At 64.7% G+C, this 17,703-nt stretch carries 18 protein-coding genes; 12 read left to right on the top strand and 6 right to left on the bottom strand.

What is annotated here, in order from left to right:
* The first annotated feature begins 47 nt into the window (after window positions 1–47).
* Window positions 48–464 (top strand): CopD family protein, encoded by a 417-nt coding sequence (locus tag DXT59_RS09865; RefSeq protein WP_116136717.1) that lies wholly within the window; start codon window positions 48–50, stop codon window positions 462–464.
* On the opposite strand, the gene DXT59_RS09860 is transcribed toward DXT59_RS09865, so the two are convergent.
* A complete protein-coding gene (locus tag DXT59_RS09860) occupies window positions 461–1,321 on the bottom strand; it encodes a MurR/RpiR family transcriptional regulator (RefSeq protein WP_116136785.1) in 861 nt (286 codons plus the stop codon). The two genes, DXT59_RS09865 and DXT59_RS09860, sit on opposite strands and share 4 nt — an antisense overlap.
* 280 nt (window positions 1,322–1,601) lie before the next feature.
* Here DXT59_RS09860 and edd point away from each other — a divergent pair, with 280 nt between their 5' ends.
* The 4 genes from edd to DXT59_RS09840 all read left to right on the top strand — a co-directional run bounded on the left by edd (window position 1,602) and on the right by DXT59_RS09840 (window position 6,237).
* The gene (edd, locus tag DXT59_RS09855) at window positions 1,602–3,479 is read left to right on the top strand and encodes a phosphogluconate dehydratase (RefSeq protein ID WP_116136716.1); all 1,878 of its coding nucleotides are present in this window, start codon (window positions 1,602–1,604) and stop codon (window positions 3,477–3,479) included.
* An 11-nt stretch (window positions 3,480–3,490) separates the two neighbouring features.
* Window positions 3,491–4,126 (top strand): bifunctional 4-hydroxy-2-oxoglutarate aldolase/2-dehydro-3-deoxy-phosphogluconate aldolase, encoded by a 636-nt coding sequence (locus DXT59_RS09850; RefSeq protein ID WP_116136715.1) that lies wholly within the window; start codon window positions 3,491–3,493, stop codon window positions 4,124–4,126.
* Window positions 4,127–4,352: 226 nt separating this feature from the next.
* The gene (locus DXT59_RS09845; protein WP_116136714.1) at window positions 4,353–5,720 is read left to right on the top strand and encodes a GntT/GntP/DsdX family permease; all 1,368 of its coding nucleotides are present in this window, start codon (window positions 4,353–4,355) and stop codon (window positions 5,718–5,720) included.
* Between the two features lie 19 nt (window positions 5,721–5,739).
* Entirely contained in the window at window positions 5,740–6,237 is a 498-nt protein-coding gene (locus DXT59_RS09840) for a gluconokinase (RefSeq protein WP_116136713.1), read from the top strand.
* Here the strand turns inward: DXT59_RS09840 and DXT59_RS09835 are convergent.
* From DXT59_RS09835 to DXT59_RS09820, 4 genes are all read right to left on the bottom strand, one after another.
* Window positions 6,190–6,720, bottom strand: coding sequence for a disulfide bond formation protein B (locus tag DXT59_RS09835; protein WP_116136712.1), 531 nt, complete (start codon window positions 6,718–6,720; stop codon window positions 6,190–6,192). The two genes, DXT59_RS09840 and DXT59_RS09835, sit on opposite strands and share 48 nt — an antisense overlap.
* The gene (locus DXT59_RS09830) at window positions 6,717–8,117 is read right to left on the bottom strand and encodes a pyridoxal phosphate-dependent decarboxylase family protein (RefSeq protein ID WP_116136711.1); all 1,401 of its coding nucleotides are present in this window, start codon (window positions 8,115–8,117) and stop codon (window positions 6,717–6,719) included. The genes DXT59_RS09835 and DXT59_RS09830 overlap by 4 nt, the downstream gene beginning before the upstream one ends.
* A 59-nt stretch (window positions 8,118–8,176) precedes the next feature.
* Complete coding sequence (locus tag DXT59_RS09825; RefSeq protein ID WP_116136710.1) at window positions 8,177–9,400, bottom strand: MFS transporter; 1,224 nt, start codon at window positions 9,398–9,400, stop codon at window positions 8,177–8,179.
* Between the two features lie 111 nt (window positions 9,401–9,511).
* Window positions 9,512–10,465 carry an iron-containing redox enzyme family protein gene (locus tag DXT59_RS09820; protein WP_116136709.1) on the bottom strand — a complete coding sequence of 318 codons (954 nt, stop codon included), beginning with the start codon at window positions 10,463–10,465 and terminating at the stop codon, window positions 9,512–9,514.
* A 292-nt stretch (window positions 10,466–10,757) separates the two neighbouring features.
* Here DXT59_RS09820 and DXT59_RS09815 point away from each other — a divergent pair, with 292 nt between their 5' ends.
* The 7 genes from DXT59_RS09815 to DXT59_RS09785 all read left to right on the top strand — a co-directional run bounded on the left by DXT59_RS09815 (window position 10,758) and on the right by DXT59_RS09785 (window position 16,641).
* The gene (locus DXT59_RS09815) at window positions 10,758–11,060 is read left to right on the top strand and encodes a 2Fe-2S iron-sulfur cluster-binding protein (protein ID WP_116136784.1); all 303 of its coding nucleotides are present in this window, start codon (window positions 10,758–10,760) and stop codon (window positions 11,058–11,060) included.
* Between the two features lie 57 nt (window positions 11,061–11,117).
* Window positions 11,118–11,870: a hypothetical protein gene (locus DXT59_RS09810; protein ID WP_116136708.1), complete on the top strand. Its 753-nt coding sequence runs from the start codon at window positions 11,118–11,120 to the stop codon at window positions 11,868–11,870.
* A 13-nt stretch (window positions 11,871–11,883) separates the two neighbouring features.
* Window positions 11,884–13,215, top strand: coding sequence for an ATP-grasp domain-containing protein (locus DXT59_RS09805; RefSeq protein ID WP_116136707.1), 1,332 nt, complete (start codon window positions 11,884–11,886; stop codon window positions 13,213–13,215).
* Between the two features lie 2 nt (window positions 13,216–13,217).
* The gene (locus DXT59_RS09800) at window positions 13,218–14,540 is read left to right on the top strand and encodes an ATP-grasp domain-containing protein (RefSeq protein ID WP_116136706.1); all 1,323 of its coding nucleotides are present in this window, start codon (window positions 13,218–13,220) and stop codon (window positions 14,538–14,540) included.
* 34 nt (window positions 14,541–14,574) lie between these two features.
* Window positions 14,575–15,819, top strand: coding sequence for an ATP-grasp domain-containing protein (locus DXT59_RS09795; protein WP_116136705.1), 1,245 nt, complete (start codon window positions 14,575–14,577; stop codon window positions 15,817–15,819).
* A gap of 26 nt (window positions 15,820–15,845) precedes the next feature.
* Window positions 15,846–16,169 carry a ferredoxin FdxA gene (fdxA, locus tag DXT59_RS09790; RefSeq protein ID WP_116136704.1) on the top strand — a complete coding sequence of 108 codons (324 nt, stop codon included), beginning with the start codon at window positions 15,846–15,848 and terminating at the stop codon, window positions 16,167–16,169.
* Between the two features lie 85 nt (window positions 16,170–16,254).
* On the top strand, window positions 16,255–16,641 hold the full coding sequence (locus DXT59_RS09785) for a nuclear transport factor 2 family protein (RefSeq protein ID WP_116136783.1): 387 nt from the start codon (window positions 16,255–16,257) through the stop codon (window positions 16,639–16,641).
* Window positions 16,642–16,707: 66 nt separating this feature from the next.
* On the opposite strand, the gene DXT59_RS09780 is transcribed toward DXT59_RS09785, so the two are convergent.
* On the bottom strand, window positions 16,708–17,637 hold the full coding sequence (locus DXT59_RS09780) for a helix-turn-helix domain-containing protein (protein ID WP_240324458.1): 930 nt from the start codon (window positions 17,635–17,637) through the stop codon (window positions 16,708–16,710).
* Window positions 17,638–17,703: the final 66 nt, after the last annotated feature.

The raw sequence follows: 17,703 nt of genomic DNA, 5'->3' as shown, positions 1-17,703 counted from the left end.
ATCGCGTCGATACGAACCAACGATAACGGACGAGATAACTCCTACCGATGCTCTGGCTCAAAACCTTTCACATCGTTTTCGTGGCCTCGTGGTTCGCGGGCCTGTTCTACCTTCCCCGTATCTTCGTCAACCTCGCCATGGAGAAGGAGCCGGCCGCCGTGGCCCGGCTGTTGACGATGGCGCGCAAGCTGTACCGCTTCATGTCCGCCATTGCCGTCGTCGCGCTCGCCTGCGGGCTCGGGCTATGGCTCGGTTACGGCATCGGCCAAGGACAGGGGTGGTTGCACGCCAAGCTCGGTGTCGTCGTTTTGCTGATCGCCTATCACGTCTATTGCGGCAGGCTGCTGGCCGCATTCGAGCGCGGCGAGAATCGCCGCGCCGACCGGTGGTACCGCCTTTTCAACGAACTGCCGGTACTCGGTCTCATCGTCGCCGTCGCGCTCGTCGTCGTGAAGCCGTTCTAATCGAGCGCTTCTTCGCGCGGCGGCGATTCGATTCGACGCTGCGTAATCGCCTTCTTGGCTCGGCCGAGTTTGTCGACGAGATCGGGCCCGCGCGCAAGCGCGACGCCGACGGCGAGAATGTCGCCGATCGCCAAATGCGATACGCGCGAGGTCATCGGCGAAAAAATATCGGTTTCCTCGGCGACATTGGCCACCAGCGTTACCGTGGCGAGTTGCGCGAGCGGCGAGTTGCCGTGCGTGATGGCGATGACCTTCGCGCCGCATGCGAGGGCCGAGCGGGCCGCCTCGACGATGTCGCGCGTGCGGCCCGTGTTCGAAATCGTCACGACCACATCCGATTCGCCGAGCAGCGCCGCCGACATCGTGTAGGTATGCGGATCCGCATAGGCCACGCTCGGGATCCCGAGCCGGAAGAATTTGTGCTGAATGTCCTGCGCTGCGATCCCCGATCCCCCCGCACCGTAAAACTCGATGCGCGAGGCGTGCGAGATCAACTCGATCGCCTTCGCGACGCTGTGCGCCGATAAGCTGTTTCTAACCTCGATCAGCGCGCCGATCGTGCGATCGAACACCTTCGCGACTACGCCCGGTGCCGGCTCGTCAGGACGCACGTCGCGATAGACCGACGGCAGCCCCGGTGCGATGCTTTGCGCAAGCCGAATCTTGAATTCGCGGAAACCGCCGCAGCCGAGTGCCTGGCAAAAACGGGCGATCGTCGGCTGGCTCACGCCGGCCCGCTGCGCAAGCTCGGTCATCGCCAAGTCGAGCACTTCGCGCGGCGTGTCGAGCACATAGTCGGCAAGTTTGCGTTCCGACGGGCGCAACTGCGCGCGCATCGATTCGATTCGGGCAAGCATGTCTGAAAGCTCCGCCAAGCGGGTGTATCGTGTTCTATCGATGGCGGTAGTATGACCCTCTGCTTGTAGAAAATCTACATGTATTTGCTACCGATGCGCCCAAATGCGTCTACAGTGCGGCGCAGCATGGAGGCTCGAATGCGACAATGGCGATCGATCCGCATTGCTGGGATGTAGTTTTTCTACTAAACTGGCTCCGCCAAAATCGCGTCGAGCAGCCCGCACTGCATCGCGCTACCCGTTCGGCGCCCGGCGCCGTCTTTCAGGAGGAGCGTTTTCCATGGTTTCGCCGCACCGCACGCTGACCGAAGTCACTCGCCGCATCGTCGAGCGTAGCCGCGCTACGCGCCAGGCCTATCTCGCGCGAATCGACGCCGCGCAAGGCCGGTTCCCGGCTCGGGGCGTGCTGTCCTGCGCCAATCTCGCGCACGGATTCGCCGGCCTGGAGGGCAACGACAAGATCGCCATCAAGGCGATGCGCGAGCCGAACATCGGGATCGTTTCGTCGTACAACGAAATGCTCTCGGCGCACGCGCCTTACAAGGATTTCCCCGACATCATCAAGCGCGCCGCTCGCGAGAACGGCGGCGTGGCGCAATTCGCGGGCGGCGTGCCGGCGATGTGCGACGGCATCACGCAGGGCAATGCCGGGATGGAGCTGTCGCTGTTTTCGCGCGAGGTGATCGCGATGAGCACCGCCGTTGCGCTCACGCACAACATGTTCGATGCGGCGTTGTGCCTAGGCGTCTGTGACAAGATCGTGCCGGGCTTGCTGATCGGCGCGCTGCAATTCGGCCATCTGCCGACGATCTTCGTGCCGGCCGGTCCGATGACGAGTGGCCTCTCGAACGACGAGAAAGCGAAGATCCGCCAGCAGTTCGCCACGGGCCAAGTGGGCCGCGACGCGCTGCTCGAAGCCGAATCGGCCGCCTATCATGGGCACGGCACGTGCACGTTCTACGGCACCGCCAACAGCAACCAAATGCTCATGGAAGTGATGGGGCTGCACTTGCCGGGGTCGGCGTTCGTTCACCCGCATACGCCGCTGCGCGATGCGCTCACCGCCGCCGCGGCGCGCCGCGTGCTCGATCTGACCGTCGAACGCGGCGCTTATACGCCGATCGGCCATGTCATCGATGAAAAGGCGATTGTCAACGGCATCGTGGCGCTGCTCGCCACGGGCGGATCGACCAATCACACGCTGCACCTCGTCGCGATCGCGCGCGCGGCCGGCATCGTCATCGATTGGGACGACTTCGACGCGCTGTCGCAAGCGGTCCCCCTGCTCGCGAAGATCTACCCCAACGGCAAGGCCGACGTGAACCATTATCACGCGGCGGGCGGCATGGCTTTCCTGATCCGCAATCTGCTGGAGGGCGGCTTGCTGCACGAGGACGTGCTGACGGTCATGGGCCGGGGGCTTGCCCGCTACACCGAGGAGCCGAAGCTCATCGACGGTCGGCTGGCCTGGGTGCCGGGGCCGGATCAGAGCGGCGACACGAAGGTGCTGCGTCCGATCGGCGAACCGTTTCAACCCGACGGCGGCCTGCGGCTCATGCAGGGCAAGCTCGGCCGAGGCGTCATCAAGATTTCCGCCGTCGCGCCCGAACATCGCGCCGTGCGCGCGCAAGCGATCGTCTTCGATTCGCAAGAAGCCGTGCAAGAGGCGTTCGACAAGGGCGAACTCAAACGCGACTTCGTTGCCGTCGTGCGGTTCCAAGGGGCTCGCGCCAACGGCATGCCCGAACTGCATCGCTTGACGCCGCTGCTGGGCGTGCTGCAAGACCAGGGCTTTCACGTGGCGCTCGTGACCGATGGGCGTATGTCGGGCGCGTCGGGTAAGGTGCCGGCCGTCATTCACGTGTCGCCCGAGGCACTGCTCGCCGGCCCTCTCGGCAAGGTGCGCGACGGCGATACGATCGTCATCGACGCGGAGCGCGGCATTCTCGACGTCGAAATCGACGACGAGGCGTGGAACGCGCGGGCCGTCGAAGCGCCCAAGCATCAGGCGGAAAACGAAGTCGGCTTCGGCCGCGAATTGTTCGGCGTCTTCCGTGCGGCCGCATTGCCGGCCGAAATGGGCGCCTCGGTGTTCGGCGCGCTGCCCACGTTCGCGGGCGAGCGGGCCGAGCAGCCGATCCATACAACGAAACACTAAAGGAGTCCGGCATGAAAAAGGTTGAAGACATCGTCCGCCTCGGTCCCGTGATCCCGGTGCTGGCCTTCGAGACGGTCGAGCAGGGCGAGCACGTTTCGCGGGCGCTGCACGCGGGCGGCGTCAAGGTCCTCGAAATCACGCTGCGCACGCCCGCCGGCATCGGCGCGATCGAGCGCGCGGCTCAGCTCTCTGACGATATCGTCGTCGGCGTCGGGACTATCACGAAACCCGAGCATTGCGAGCAGGCCAAGAAGGCCGGGGCTCAATTCGGCGTCTCCCCGGGCTTGACGAAAGACATCCACCAAGCGGCCCAGGATGCGGGGCTGCCGTTGCTGCCGGGCGTCATGACGCCGAGCGACATCTTGCTCGCGCTCGAACTCGGCTACGAAACGGTGAAGTTCTTCCCGGCCCAGCAGGCGGGCGGCATTCCGATGCTGCAAGCGTTGTACGGCCCGTTCCCCACGCTCAAGTTCTGCCCGACGGGCGGGATCACGACGGACACGGCGCCCAGCTTTCTCGCACTGCCGAACGTCGTATGCGTCGGCGGCTCGTGGCTGACGCCGAAGGCCGCGCTGGCTGCCGGCAATTGGGACGAGGTGACGCGTCTCGCCCGCGCCGCGTCGGAACTCGCCGCCCATCAGCACTGATGCGTCCGCCGCCGCGCCCGCCATGGATTGGGCGCGGCGGCGTTGCATGCCGCGCCGTCATCGATGCGAATCGTGACGGCGCGCTTGTTTATGAAACCGGTTTTGTTGCGAAACCCCGTCTCCGTTTAGAATGCGGCGACGACGTGCCGGCGGCCTCCTCGGCCAGCCGGTACGCGTGTCTTTCTCCCTCGTTTTGAAGCTTCAGAACAAGTAAAGGAGACTTTTCATGGGATCGGTCCACGGCGGCCTGTTGCTGCTTTACGCGGTCATCGCGATCGCGGCGCTTATCTTGTTGATCGCGCGGTACAAGGTCTACCCGTTTCTGGTCCTCATCGTCGTTTCCTTACTGCTCGGGCTCGCCGCCGGCATGCCGGCGGGGCAGATCGTCAAGTCGTTCGAAACCGGCAACGGCGGCACGCTGGGGCATATCGCGATCGTGGTCGGTCTCGGGACGATGCTCGGCAAGATGATGGCCGAGTCGGGCGGCGCCGAGCGCGTCGCGACGACGCTCATCCGCTGGTTCGGCGAAAAGCAAATCCATTGGGCGATGCTATTCGTCGCGATTATCGTCGGCCTGCCCGTCTTTTTCGAAGTCGGTTTCGTGCTGCTCGTGCCGATCGCCTTCAACGTGGCCAAGCGAACGGGCAAATCGCTGCTGTTGATCGGGTTGCCGATGGTCGCCGGTCTATCCGTCGTGCACGGCTTGATTCCGCCGCATCCGGCCGCGCTACTGGCCGTGCAGGCCTACGGGGCCGATATCGGCAAGACCATTGCCTATGGCCTCGTCGTCGGCATTCCGACGGCGATCGTCGCGGGTCCGTTGTTCGCGCTGCTCGTGCACCGGTATATCAAGCTGCCCGAGAACAATGCGCTCGCCGCGCAGTTCGTCGAGTCGGCCGGCAAGGACGCTTCGGGGCGGCGCGATTTGCCGAGCTTCGGCATTACGCTCTTCACCATCTTGTTGCCCGTGATACTGATGCTCGTGGGTAGCTGGGCCGATCTCGTGTTCGCGCCGAAGTCGGTGCCGAACGAATTGCTACGTTTCGTCGGCAATTCCGACGTGGCGCTGCTCATCGCCGTGATCGTCAGCTTCTGGACGTTCGGCGCGCAGCGCGGCTTCACGCGCGAGCAAATCCAAAAGTTCTGCGGCGACTGCCTCGCGCCGATCGCGGGCATCACGTTGATCGTCGGCGCGGGCGGCGGTTTCGGCGGCGTCTTGCGCGACAGCGGGATCTCGCAGCAGATCGTCGCCGTCGCCACGCAAGCCCATCTCTCGCCGTTGCTGTTCGGCTGGTTCGTAGCCGCGTTGATCCGGTTGGCGACCGGTTCGGCGACGGTTGCGATGACGACCGCGTGCGGCATCGTCGCGCCGATCGCCAAGGCAGGCGCGATTCATGTCCAGCCGGAGTTGCTGGTGCTGGCCACCGGCGCCGGTTCGCTGATCTTCTCGCACGTCAACGACGGCGGCTTCTGGCTGATCAAGGAATACTTCGGCATGACGGTCGGACAGACGTTCAAGACCTGGTCGCTGTGCGAGACGATCATCTCGCTGCTCGGGCTCGGCTTGACGTTCGCGCTCGCCGCGGTTTTTTAATGCCTCAATTGGAACGGCAATGATTCTGATCGTGATGGGCGTCTCGGGCGCCGGTAAGACGCTGATCGGCGAGATGCTCGCCGAGCGTCTGGGTTGCACGTTCGTCGACGGCGACGTGTTCCATAGCGTGGCCAACAAGGAAAAGATGGCGCAAGGCATTGCGCTTACCGACGACGATCGCTGGCCATGGCTCGCGGCCATTCGCTCGGCCATCGAAGAGAAGGTCCGAGAAGGCCAATCGCTCGTCGTGGGATGCTCCTCGCTCAAGCGCGCTTACCGCGACGTCCTGCGCGGCGGTGCGAAAGGTGACGGCAGCGTGCGCTTCGTCTATCTGAAGGGTTCGTACGAAGTGCTGCACGAACGCCTCGCCACGCGCGGCCGTCATTTTTTCAATCCGTCGCTGTTGCGCAGTCAGCTCGATACGCTCGAGGAGCCCGGCGCGGACGAGGCGATCACGGTGAGCATCGACTTATCGCCGGACGCCATCGTCGACGAGGTGGCGGCCGCGCTCGGGTAGCGCGCGCAGCCCCCAGCCGATCGTCAACGCGATCGCGGCGAAAAAGACGAATGCCCACATCGGCAGAGTGAGGCCAACGATAGGCGGGTACGACGTCTCGCACAGTCCGGCCACTTTGAACAGTACCGGCACCCAATGCGCGGGCGGAAGACCGTCCACGACGGGCTCCAGCGCGTCGAATCCGCAACTGAACGAAGGATGGGCCTGGACGTAGACGTGCCGCGCGGCGACCGCCGCGCCGGTGAGTGCCGCGGCCAGCGCGAGCACGCGCCACAACGGGGCGCGCCGGCCTCCCACCGACGCCGCGAACGCAAGGGCCGCGATCAGCACGAACAGATAGCGTTGGATGATGCACAGCGGGCAGGGGTCTTCGTGCAGCGCCACCTGGATCCAGACCGCACCGGCCACGAGTGCGAGTGCGCCTACCCCGATCGCGCGCAATGCCCATCGGTGCGCAACCGGCGATGGAGCTGTGGCGCTCATTGCACGCTCCCGAGGGCCCGTACCAGCGAGTCGAAGGTCCGATCGACATCGCGCTCGCTCGTGCGCCAATTGCAAAATGCCGCGCGCAAGCCCCAGGTACCGGCATAGACCGTCGTAGTAATGAACACGTCGCCGAGGTCACGTACGGCGCGCATATAGGCGTTGATGCGCTCCTCGGTCGGCTGCCGCGCCAACGTAAAGCAGACTACGTTCAAACGGGTCGGTGCGAGCAGCGACAGTCCGGGCTGTTCGGCGATCATCCTGCCGAGCCGGTGTGCGAGCGCGATGTTCGTTTGGACGATCTGCGCGTGACCGTCGCGGCCGTAGGCGGCGAGCGTAAACCACGTCGACAGCGCGCGTAACCGCCGCGAATTCTCCGGCGTCAGATGGACGAAATCGGGGTTGTCTCCGGGCACGCCGAGATACGCCGAGCTGTTTTGGAAGATGCGCACCTGCAGATCCCGCCGCCGGGTGAACTGCACGGCCGCGTCGTAGGGCACGTTGAGCCATTTATGGAGGTCGATGCAGATCGAATCGGCTTCATCCAGGCCACGCACGAGCGCGGCATGATCGGGCGAGAGCGCCGCGAACGCGCCGAATGCCGCATCTACGTGCAGCCAGAACGGATAGCGCGAACGCAACTCGGCGATCGCCTGCAACGCGTCGAAGTCCACGGTATTGACCGTGCCGGAATTGGCGACGACGATGACCGGCTCGCCCTCGAAGCGCTGCAGCGCCGTTTCAAGCGCGTCGACGTCCACCGCTTCGCGTTCCTTCAGCGTCGGTATCTTTTGCACGGCGCGGCGGCCGATACCCAGCACCGACAGCGCCTTGTAGATGCTCGAGTGCGGCGTGGCCGAGAGGACGCGAATCGGCGGCAACATGCCGACGCCGTCGTCGGAGATCGATACGCGGCTCTCGCATTGCTCGCCGAGCCACTCGCGGCCGATCGCGAGCCCGACCAGATTCGACATCGTCGCGCCGCTGACGAGAACGCCTTGCTGCGCATCCGACAGTCCGAACAACTCGCGCAGACGCGCGATCGTTTCGCGTTCGAGGTCGGGCGCGGAGCTGTCGATACCGGCCGTCGGATTTTGGTCGTACACGCTCGTGAGCCAATCGCCGGCGAGCGCGGCGGGTGTCGCGCCGCCCGTCACGAAACCCAGATAGCGGGGGCCGGCGCTCCCCGAAAATCCGGGCGCCCAGCGCGTCAGGAAGTCGTCGAGCGCGGCGTCGAACCCGGGGCCCTGCTCCGGCAACGGGCGCCGCGTGGCCGGCGGTGGATCGAGCGCGGCGGGGCGCTCGTCGATGCGATCGAGCACCTCCAGTGCGTGATCGAGGGTTCGCTGCAGCAGCGCTTCGATGCCGACGAGATCGTGCGAGATTTTTGGGTTCATGCTGTTCGTTGAGATCGAGTGGATGAAATCGCGCGTGACGCCGCGACGCGGCCTTGGTGTCAAGCGCGACGCAGCGTGGCGTACCAGAGAGCGAGCGCAACCGCGCTGATCGACGCGCCCAGCGCGCACACGCCGGACCAGCCGAAGCGCGCGTACACGAACGTCGATGCGATCGAGCCGGACGCGCAGCCGCACGCGTAAAACAGCATGTAACCGGCCGTCAGACGGCTGCGCGCTTCCGGGCGCACGCTGTAGATCAAGCTCTGGTTGGTCACGTGCACCGCTTGCAGGCCGAGGTCGAATGCGACGACGCCCACGACGAGCGCGGCGATCGAATGCATGACGAGCGCCGTGGGCAACCATGAGACGAGCATCAGCGCGAGGCCGATGCCCGAGGTCCACTGCGCGAAACCGCGATCGGCCAGCCGGCCGGCCCGTGCCGCGCCGAGCGCGCCGGCGGCGCCGGCCAGCCCGAACAGGCCGATCTCCGTATGCGAGAGCGACAGCGGGGGCGCGCTGAGCGGCAGGACCATCGGGGTCCAGAGCGTCATCGCCGCGGCGAAATGAAGGAATCCGATCGAGCCGCGCACGCGCAGCACGCGTTCTTGCGCGACGAGCGCGAACACCGATGCGATGAGCCGCGGATAGGATTGGCCGGCGAGCGTCGGGTGATGGTGCGGCAGTACGCGCGACAACACGCCCGCAAGGGCGAGCGTGACACAGCCCGAGGTCAGATACACCGCGCGCCAGCCCGCGAGATCGGCAATCGCGCCGGAGAACGTGCGCGCGAGCAAGATACCGAGCACGATGCCGCTCGTGACCGTGCCGACGATTTGTCCGCGCTCGGCAGGCTCGGCCAGTCCGGCCGCGAAGGCCACGAGCACTTGCGTGACGACCGCGAGAAAACCGATCAGCCCCATACCCACGAAGAGCACGATACCGCGCGTCGCCGTCGCGATGGCCAACAACGACAGCGCGCTGACGATCGACTGAATCAAAATCATCCGGCGCCGGTCCCAGAGATCGCCCAGCGGAACGAGCAAAAGCAGACCGAGCCCATAACAGATGTTCGTCACCGTCATGACGCTGCCGATGGCGGCGCGCGAAATATCGAATTGGCGCGCGAGCGTGTCGAGCAGCGGCTGCGCGTAATAGGCGTTGGCGACGGCGAATCCGGCCGTTACCGCGAATAGCAGCGTGATAGGGCGCGTCAACCGCACGCGCGAGTGCGCCGCGCGCGCGCGCGACGCACTCTGCAAGTCGGACAGATGGTCGAGGCTCATGGTGGCGGTTCGTACGAAACGAGCGTCAAGGAAAGAGGCGGAGCGGCTTGCACGGATGGCGCAAGCCGCTCGAGCGAGCAGCGTGATGCGAGCCGTGGCCCGCGCGGTGCATCATTGCAGCGATTGACGCATGTTCTCCATCACGGTGCCCGCGCCTTCGTAGTAGTCCTTTTCGACGTTGAAGCGGATGAGGCAGCCGATGCAAATGTCGCGGATCGCGCTGGGGTTTTGTTCGGCGAGCGGCAGCAGCACGCGCTTGACGAGGCTATTGCCGTGCACGACGTCGATCTTCGTATGCAGCACGTGGTACTCGATGACTTGCTCGGGCACCCCGTGGCGGCGCATGCCCTTCACCATCTTCGAGAAGCGGTAGGGAACGGTATCCTCGAGCAGCGTCAACGTGCCGAGCAGACGGAGCACGTACCAGCGGCGCAGCGCATACATCGACAGCAGATTGCCGTTTTTCAGCGCGAGCGCCGACGATAAGATCGACGGGTCGAAGCGTTGCAGGTACTGCCGGAAATGCGGCTCCGCTTTGCCGAACAGAAGCGTATGCATGCCGTCGAGGTTGCCCAGGCCCATTTCATCCCAGAAGTTTTCCGCGACCGCGAGCTTCATGTCTCCCAGCATGCCGATTTGCGACAGCGCGATCGTATCGTCGAAACGGCCGTCCACCTGCGCTTCCAAGCAGATGTAGTACGAAAGCTGTTCGAGCGTGGCCTCTTCGGCGAGAAAGCGGAAGAAGGGGGCCACCGCTTCGCGGTTCGTGCGGCGCAGGTCGTAATACCACTCTTCGAGCTGCGCGGCGTTTTCGGGCAAGCCGGATAGATCGCAGCGCGATTCCTCGTGCAAGTTCCACTCGCTTTCGAGCGTCAGAATCTCATCGTATTCCGCCGGTTGCGGAATCGTGTCGTATGCGCTCGGCGGCGCGAGCTCGCGGAGATAGAACGCGTTCAATCGCTTCTGTGCCTCGAGCGTGTTGCAGCGGGGTACGTTTGCCGTTTCGCTCAGATGCGCGGCGGACACCGCGTGCTGCGCCGTTTCGGGAATCGCTTGCGTCGACATGTTTGTCGCTCCGTGCTAGGGAATGGAAGGATGGCGGGCATCGAGCCCGCGACCAGAACAAAGGTACTTCACGCGCTTGGCGCGGGTTAGTCCGCGTGTCTCAATGGATTGACGGCGCGTCTCATCGGCGCTCGGAAGCGATGCGAACGCGTTAGCCGAAACGCATCGTCGCTTTGTTGGGACAAAAACGCTAACGGTACGCCCCGCTCGTTTCATACAGTACGTCCACCGAGCCCGCCGCCGACACACGCAAGCGACGGCGGCGGCCCGGTTGGACACGGAGGATGAAGCGATGCACAGACTGACGCTGCAGCCGCAAGGCATAGAAGTGTGGCTTGCCGATCGCGCTTCGTTGATGGAGCTCGACTTCGAATTGCATGGACAGGACTCGATTCCGTTCGGCTGCCGTGCGGGGGCATGCGGTGCATGCGTCATCGAAGTATTGGAAGGACTACCGAATCTCGGCAGCCGGCAAGCACAAGAGGCGGCCTTCCTCGACACGCTCGGCTATCCGGACGAGCGGTTCCGGCTCGCGTGTCAATGCCGTCTGACGGGCGCAGCAACCGTAAAGGTTGCCGCCCGGACCGGCGGTTGAATCCATCAACGATGCGTTTTGCGCCTGTCTCCCACTCTTCTCTATATAGGAACTTCCATGAGCAATCGTGTGAAAAACGCGGGTCTCGAAAACCGCACGCCGTTTTTGAATGCAGCCGCCTCCGCGGCTCTGCGCGGTGAGATCGACGCGCTGATCGATCGTCAAATCGACACGTGGTACGACACGGTGCCGTACGCCGCTCACCTCGAGGGCAAGACGGTCGACAGCGAGTACTACCGCCGTCACTTGATCGAGACGGCGTGGCGTATCCGCTTGCTGCGCGTGTCCGAATCGAAGGCGCTCGCCGAGATCGCGAAGCGCAGCCCCGAGGCGGCTCAGATTTGGGCGAACTACGAACGCGAGGAAATGCTGCACGACGACCTGTTCGTCCAGGATCTCGAGCGTGCGGGCGTGACGCGCGAAACGTTCCTCGCGACGGAGCCGTACTTGTCGACGAAGCTGCTGACCGGCTATTTCTCGTATCTGCTCGACCACGAAGGCCCGCTCGGCGTCGTCGCATACTCGTACCTCGTCGAATACGTGAACGTGAAACTAGAGCCGCGCAAGATCGAAGCGCTGAAGGGATCGGTGGGCGAGGGCAACATCGGCGGACAGATCGCCCACTCGCATACCGACATCAACGACGATCATCCGGGCGAGGTTTGGGCCGCGATTCGCTACCTGTTGCGCAACGAAGACGATATCGCCGCGCTCAAGCGCTACCTCGACGAGCATCAAACGGTTCTCGCGCTGTACTTCAAGGAACTGTACGAAGACAAGATCGCGTCGACGCTGAAGGCCGCAGCCTGAGGGGAGAGCCGACATGTTGGCTGATGGCGTTCTGATTTTGAGCCACTGCGGGTACTCGTTCGTCGAGGACCTCGTCGCGGCGATAGGCCGGCGGCAGTTGCGTTCGCATGTCCTCACTTCACAACCGCTGCCGGAGCACGCGAATCGGCTGGTCGCGCTGCGTGCGCTCGCGGGCAGCGTGCACGCGGGCGGCACGCACGTGCTGTCGATCTCGGACGTCGACCGGACGCTGGACGCGCTCAAAGCGTCCGGGGTCCGGGTGCTGGCGTGTATTTCCGTATGGGAAGGCTACCGCTCGCTGATGGCGTATGCGAACGCGCGCCTCGGCGTGGCGGACCTCGCCCCGGTGCTCGTGGATTCGTTGCGCGACAAGCTGCACGTGCGCAACGCGCTCTATGCGGACGGACTGTCCCGCCGGCGTGCGTACGCGCTCACGCCCGACATGCTCGGCCAACTGCAAGCGCACTTGGCGCGAGGCGGCGAGTACTTCGTGAAGCCCGTGCAGGGTATCGCATCGTACGGTGCGTTCCGGCTGACGCGCGAGACGACGTGGGCGACGCTCGAGGCGATTTCGCAGCAAGCGCAGGCCGATACGGTCTACGCCTCGGTGATCGGCGAAGGCGTTCGGTTCATCGCCGAGGAATACGTGACCGGGACGGAATGCAGCTTCGAGGTCCTCGTCGTGGGCGGTAGCCCGTACGTCGTCGCGATCCACGAAAAATGCGAACTGACCGAGGCGAACGGCACGGTGTTGGAAGACAGTTGCACGAGTCCGCCCGTGTCGATCTGCGCGCGCCACTGCGCGCAAGGGATCGCCTGGTTGCGTGCCGTATTCGCACGATTGGCGCTCGATTGGGGGTGCTTCCACGTCGAGGCCCGCTTCGACGGCACGCGCTGGGATCTGATCGAAATCAACCCGCGTGTCGGCGGCAGCCTGATTTCGCCGAGCGTGAAGGCGCTCAACGGTGATGCCAATCTACTCGACCTGTGGCTGCACGTGCTCCTCGATGCCGACGGCGCGCACGCCTCGCTTTCCCGCCTCGCCTATACCGGCGAGGGTGAAACGCCGAGTCCGAACGCGACGTTTTTCCGCGTCTATTTCGCGAGTCCCGGACGAATCGAGGAGATCCAGATTAATCCGCTGCCGCGCGCGCCGGTCGTGACGCAAGTGCTGCTCAAAGCCGGCGACGAAGTCGATCCCGCGTCGCGCGAAGTGTTCCTCGGCCAGTTGCTCTGGTCGATGACGCGTGCCGAGCGCGATGCCGAACTCGACGCGCTGCTCGCGGCCTCCGCCTTCGCGATCGCCGTCCGTTACCGGGTTACCGAACCCGCGTTAGGAGTCTGATCATGAAAGCTCAATTCGCCTCGACGCTGCTGATCGTCGATTACAACTTGAGCCGTGTGGACGACGTTGCACACCTGGCCCAGTACGCACGCGAGCGCCATGGCGCTCGAACGGTGCTGATTCGCTCGGGACCCAACGAGCGCGATCGGCGCATCTGCGACGCCGTGATCGATCTGGACCCGCTCGCCGAACGCTTCGTCGAGGACGCGCTTGCGCGGCTCGCGCCGATCGCCGGCGATTTGCGCGCGGGGATCGTGTTTTCCGACAACGCGGTCCAGCAAGGCGCGGCGTTGCTCGAGCGGCTCGGGCTCGCGGTCGATTCGTCGGTGCTCGCCGAGGGCGCGTTCAGCAAGCACGCCTATCGGGTCGCGGAGCATCGGGTGCGCGCGCTGCTGCAAGCGCAGCGCGTCATGGTGCCCGACTATACGCAGGCCGTGTCGGCCGACGACTTACGCCGGTTTGCCGCCGATCACCCGAACGGCTTCGTCGTGAAGCCCTCGTGCGAGGGCAACAATCGCGGTGTCGTGGTCGTGCGCAGCGGCGAGAACTTCGAGGCGGCGTTTGCCGAGGCCGCCCCGTACCTGTCGCGCGGCGTCATCTGCGAAGAGCTCATTCCGTTCGCGCGAGAGTTTTCCTACGACGGCCTCGGCCCTTTGTCGTTCATCACCGAGAAAGTGAGCGCGACGGGACGCTATCCGGTCGAAGTCGCGCAGATCCTGCCGTCGCGGCTCGCCGCTCATGAAAGCGAGACGCTGGCTCGTGCGGGGCGCTTCGCCAATTTGCTCGTGGGACAGCGCGACGGTCCGTTTCATAACGAAATCAAACTCAGCGACGACGGGCTGCATGCGGCCGTCGTGGAGCCGAACCGCCGGCCGGCGGGGATGAAGATCTGGTGGCTCGCGCATTGGGCTTACGGCATCGACCTGTTTCATGCGTGGATCGATGCCGTTTGGGGCATCGCGCCGCCCAGCGAGCTGCCGCCGCCCGAACGGTTCGCCGCCGCGGTGATGCTCGGCGTGGGCCGCGACCAGTTGTTCTCGCCGCAAGACGTGCGCGTCGATGCGGCGCCGCTCGACGATGCGATTGCCCGCACCGTCGCCGCGCTCGGGTTGCGCGAGGGCGCGTTGCGCTCGCGCGGCTTCGAGTGGCTAACCGCCGAGCGGCGCTTCGTGCATGCGGTCGCCCGCGATAACGCCGATTTCGTCGCGCTTGCCACGATCACGCTCGAAGCGGATGACGCCGATATCCGCGATGTCGTCGCAACGCTGCGCGCAAGCTGGCCGGCGGCGCTCGACGTGGCCTGCGCGACGCGCGCGGCGGCTTGAAGCCGCCGTCATTCGAATCGCCCGGAGACTTGGGATGAATATTCTCGTACTACATCGCGTGCCCTATGCGCGCATCGATTACGCGCGCGGCATCGATCATGATCTGCACGACGTCACGTATTTCGGCAAGCGCGAGATTCTCGACACGATCCCGCCGCGGCTACGGTGTACCCGCATCGAGCGCCCCGGCGAGGCCAGCGCGTTCGACGAGGCGAGCGCTTGGCTCGATGCGAATCCGCGCCGCTTCGACGTCGTGGTCTCGCTATCGGAATACGAGTTGCTCGACGCCGCGAAGCTGCGGACACGGCTGGGCATCGGCGGCAAGTCGGTCGAAGAGGTGCTGCTCGTGCGCGACAAGGTCAAGATGAAGCAGGCCGTGCATGAGGCGCACCTGCGCGTGCCGCGCTTTGCGCCGTTGCGCGCTTGGCTCGACGCGCAAGGCGAGACGCCGTGGCGCGGCAAGACGGTGCTCAAACCGCACAGTGGCGCCTCGAGCGCCGATGTCGTCGTGTTCGAATCGCCCGCCGCGCTATGGGAGGCGCTCGGCGCGCGGCGCACGGGCGTCGCCGCGCTCGATCTCGAAGCATCGCACATCGACGAGTTCGAACTCGAGGAATACGTCGAGGGCCCGGTCCTGCATTTCGACGGGATCGTCGCAGGCGGTGAGATCCGCGCGATCTGCGCGAGCCGCTATGTCGGCACCTGCCTCGACTATGCGGCGGGCCGGCCGCTCGGCTCCTTCCATTTCGTCTTGAGCGATGCCGCCCGCCGCTGGGTCGACGAAGTTTTGAAGGCCGTCCGTATCGATTCGGGCGCGTTCCATCTCGAAGCGTTCGACGACGGCGGCGAACTCGTATTCCTCGAAGTGGGCAATCGCGTGGGCGGCGCCGATGTCGTCGCGACGTTCGAGCTGGCCACGGGTGTTCACATGCCGTCGGCCGAGTTGCAGTTGCTGCTCGGCGAGCCGCTGCGGATCGCGCCGCGGGCGCCGTTCGCGCAGCAGCTTTGGCACGGATGGTTCGTCTTTCCCGGCCATCACGTACGCGGCGGCACATTCCATGGATTGGCCGGCGTCGAGCCGTTCCGCACGAGCCCGGCGGTGCTTGCCTGGAACGAACTCGAGGCGGGCCGCGCATTCGCATCGCACGTCACGTATTCGGCGCACGAGACGCCGCTCGCCGGCATCATCGGCACGCCCAGCCCCGAGGAGACCCGCCAGTGGATCGAGCGGCTGTTCGCCTCGGCGTCGTTGCGCGTGCACGAATCGGCGGCGCCGTGAGCGCCGCGCTTTGAAGGGGAGCCAACATGGCGCATGTCGTCACTGAAAACTGCATCAAGTGCCGCTACACCGATTGCGTCGAGGTGTGTCCGGTCGATTGCTTTCACGAAGGGGCGAACTTCCTCGTTATCGACCCCAACGAGTGTATCGACTGCGGCGTGTGCCGCGCCGAATGCCCTGTCGGCGCTATTTATCCTGCCGAGGAGATACCGGCCGAGCAATACGCCTTCGTCGCGCTCAATGCGACGCTGGCGCAAACTTGGCCGAGCATTACGCGCAGCCAGAAGCCGCCCGTCGATGCGGCGCGCTGGGCGGGCGTCGACGGCAAGCTTGCGCTGCTCGAATCCTAGCCGGCGACGCATCGAAATACCGGCGCTTCTAGCGGGAGCCGGTCCTGACAATCCCGCTTCGCCACCACTATTCATGGAGTTTCGTATGGCACTCAATCCGCTGCAGGTGTTTTTCTCGAAGGTCGGCGCGCGCGATCTGCCCGGCGCGCTGTCGGTGATCGACGACGCGACGGTGTTCGAGCCGCAAGGCCCGCAGAACCTGCCGATCTATGGGCGTTTCGTCGGCCGGGCGGGCGTCGAGCGTCTGCTCAACACGCTCGGTGAGCAGTTCGAGACGGAGCAGTTCGAGATTCGGAAATGGGCCGAGGCCGACGACCACGTGTTCGCTTATGGCTTCATGCAACACCGCGTGCGCAAGACGGGCAAAACGTTCAAGAGCGAATTTGCCGTCGTCGCGCAAGTCGAAGGCGGCCTGATCCGTCACTACCGCATTTTCGAAGACACGGCGGCCGCCGTGGAAGCGTTCGCCTAATCCGGCGGGAAGCGCACGAGAACGGCCCGGTACGCTGGTAGCCGGGCCGCGTGCGCTCGCGCGGCGTTAGCGCATTTGCGCGAGCCAGCCGCTGTAGTCCGCGGCGACGCGTCTATTCGACAGACGTTGCGCGCGCTCCACAGCGTCGCGCGTCTCGCTCGGCGCGTGACCGAATTCCTGCTTGAACGCGCGGCTCAGTTGCGTATTGCTGTTGAAACCGTAGCGGTATGCGAGATCTCCGATTCTGTGGCGTGAGCTGTCGGGCGACATCAGGGCCCGGTGGATAGCGAGCAGGCGCCGTTTGCGAATGTAGTTGGCGACGCCGCCGTCCTGTTCGAACAACCGGTAAAGGCTCGAACGGGAAATGCCCACTTCCTTGCAGATCCGGTCCGGAGACAACTCCGGCGATTCCAAGTTGCGCCGGATGTACTCCTTGATCTTGACGTACAGCGTGGAGAGCAGTTCGTTGCGCGCACTCGCGATTTCTTGGGTCGTCGGGCTCAGCATGGCCTTCACGAGGCTAAGCGTTGCCTGCTCGGCGTGCAGCGCCTCCAGCGGCGTGATCGTGCCGATTTTGTCCAACAGACTCCTCAGATAATCGTCGAGTAGCCGGCTGATGCCGCCGCGGAAAATCGTGCCGTGAATATTGGCCGGCAGATTCGGCAGCATGTCGCGCGCCACGAGCAGCGTGATGGCATCGCCTGCTTGGATTTCGCGGCGATAGGGCCGCGCCTGATCGACGACGAGAATTTCGCCGGGCTCGACCGATAGCGAGCGCCCATCGATTTCGCCGCGCACGATTCCGCCGGTGCGCAGATTGAAGGAATAGTTGTCCAGACCGTCACGCCTAATACGCGGCATGGAACGGTTGAGCACATACGTGAGCGGAATGCCACTTCCCGGCTCTTGCCGGTAGGCCCATTTGCCCACGGAAATATTGCCTAGCGTATATCCTTCGAACTGATAGTCCGCCGCCGCGTTAAACGGCGCGGTCAAAGAGAATTCCGCAACCGAATATTGTGCCTGCCATGCTTCAAGACGTTCGGAAGTCGAATAATCCTG

It is taken from the genome of Trinickia diaoshuihuensis (assembly GCF_003390925.1).
Taxonomy (GTDB): domain Bacteria; phylum Pseudomonadota; class Gammaproteobacteria; order Burkholderiales; family Burkholderiaceae; genus Trinickia; species Trinickia diaoshuihuensis.
Note: the sequence above shows the minus strand (reverse complement) of the source record. Positions and strands in the feature narration are given on the sequence as shown.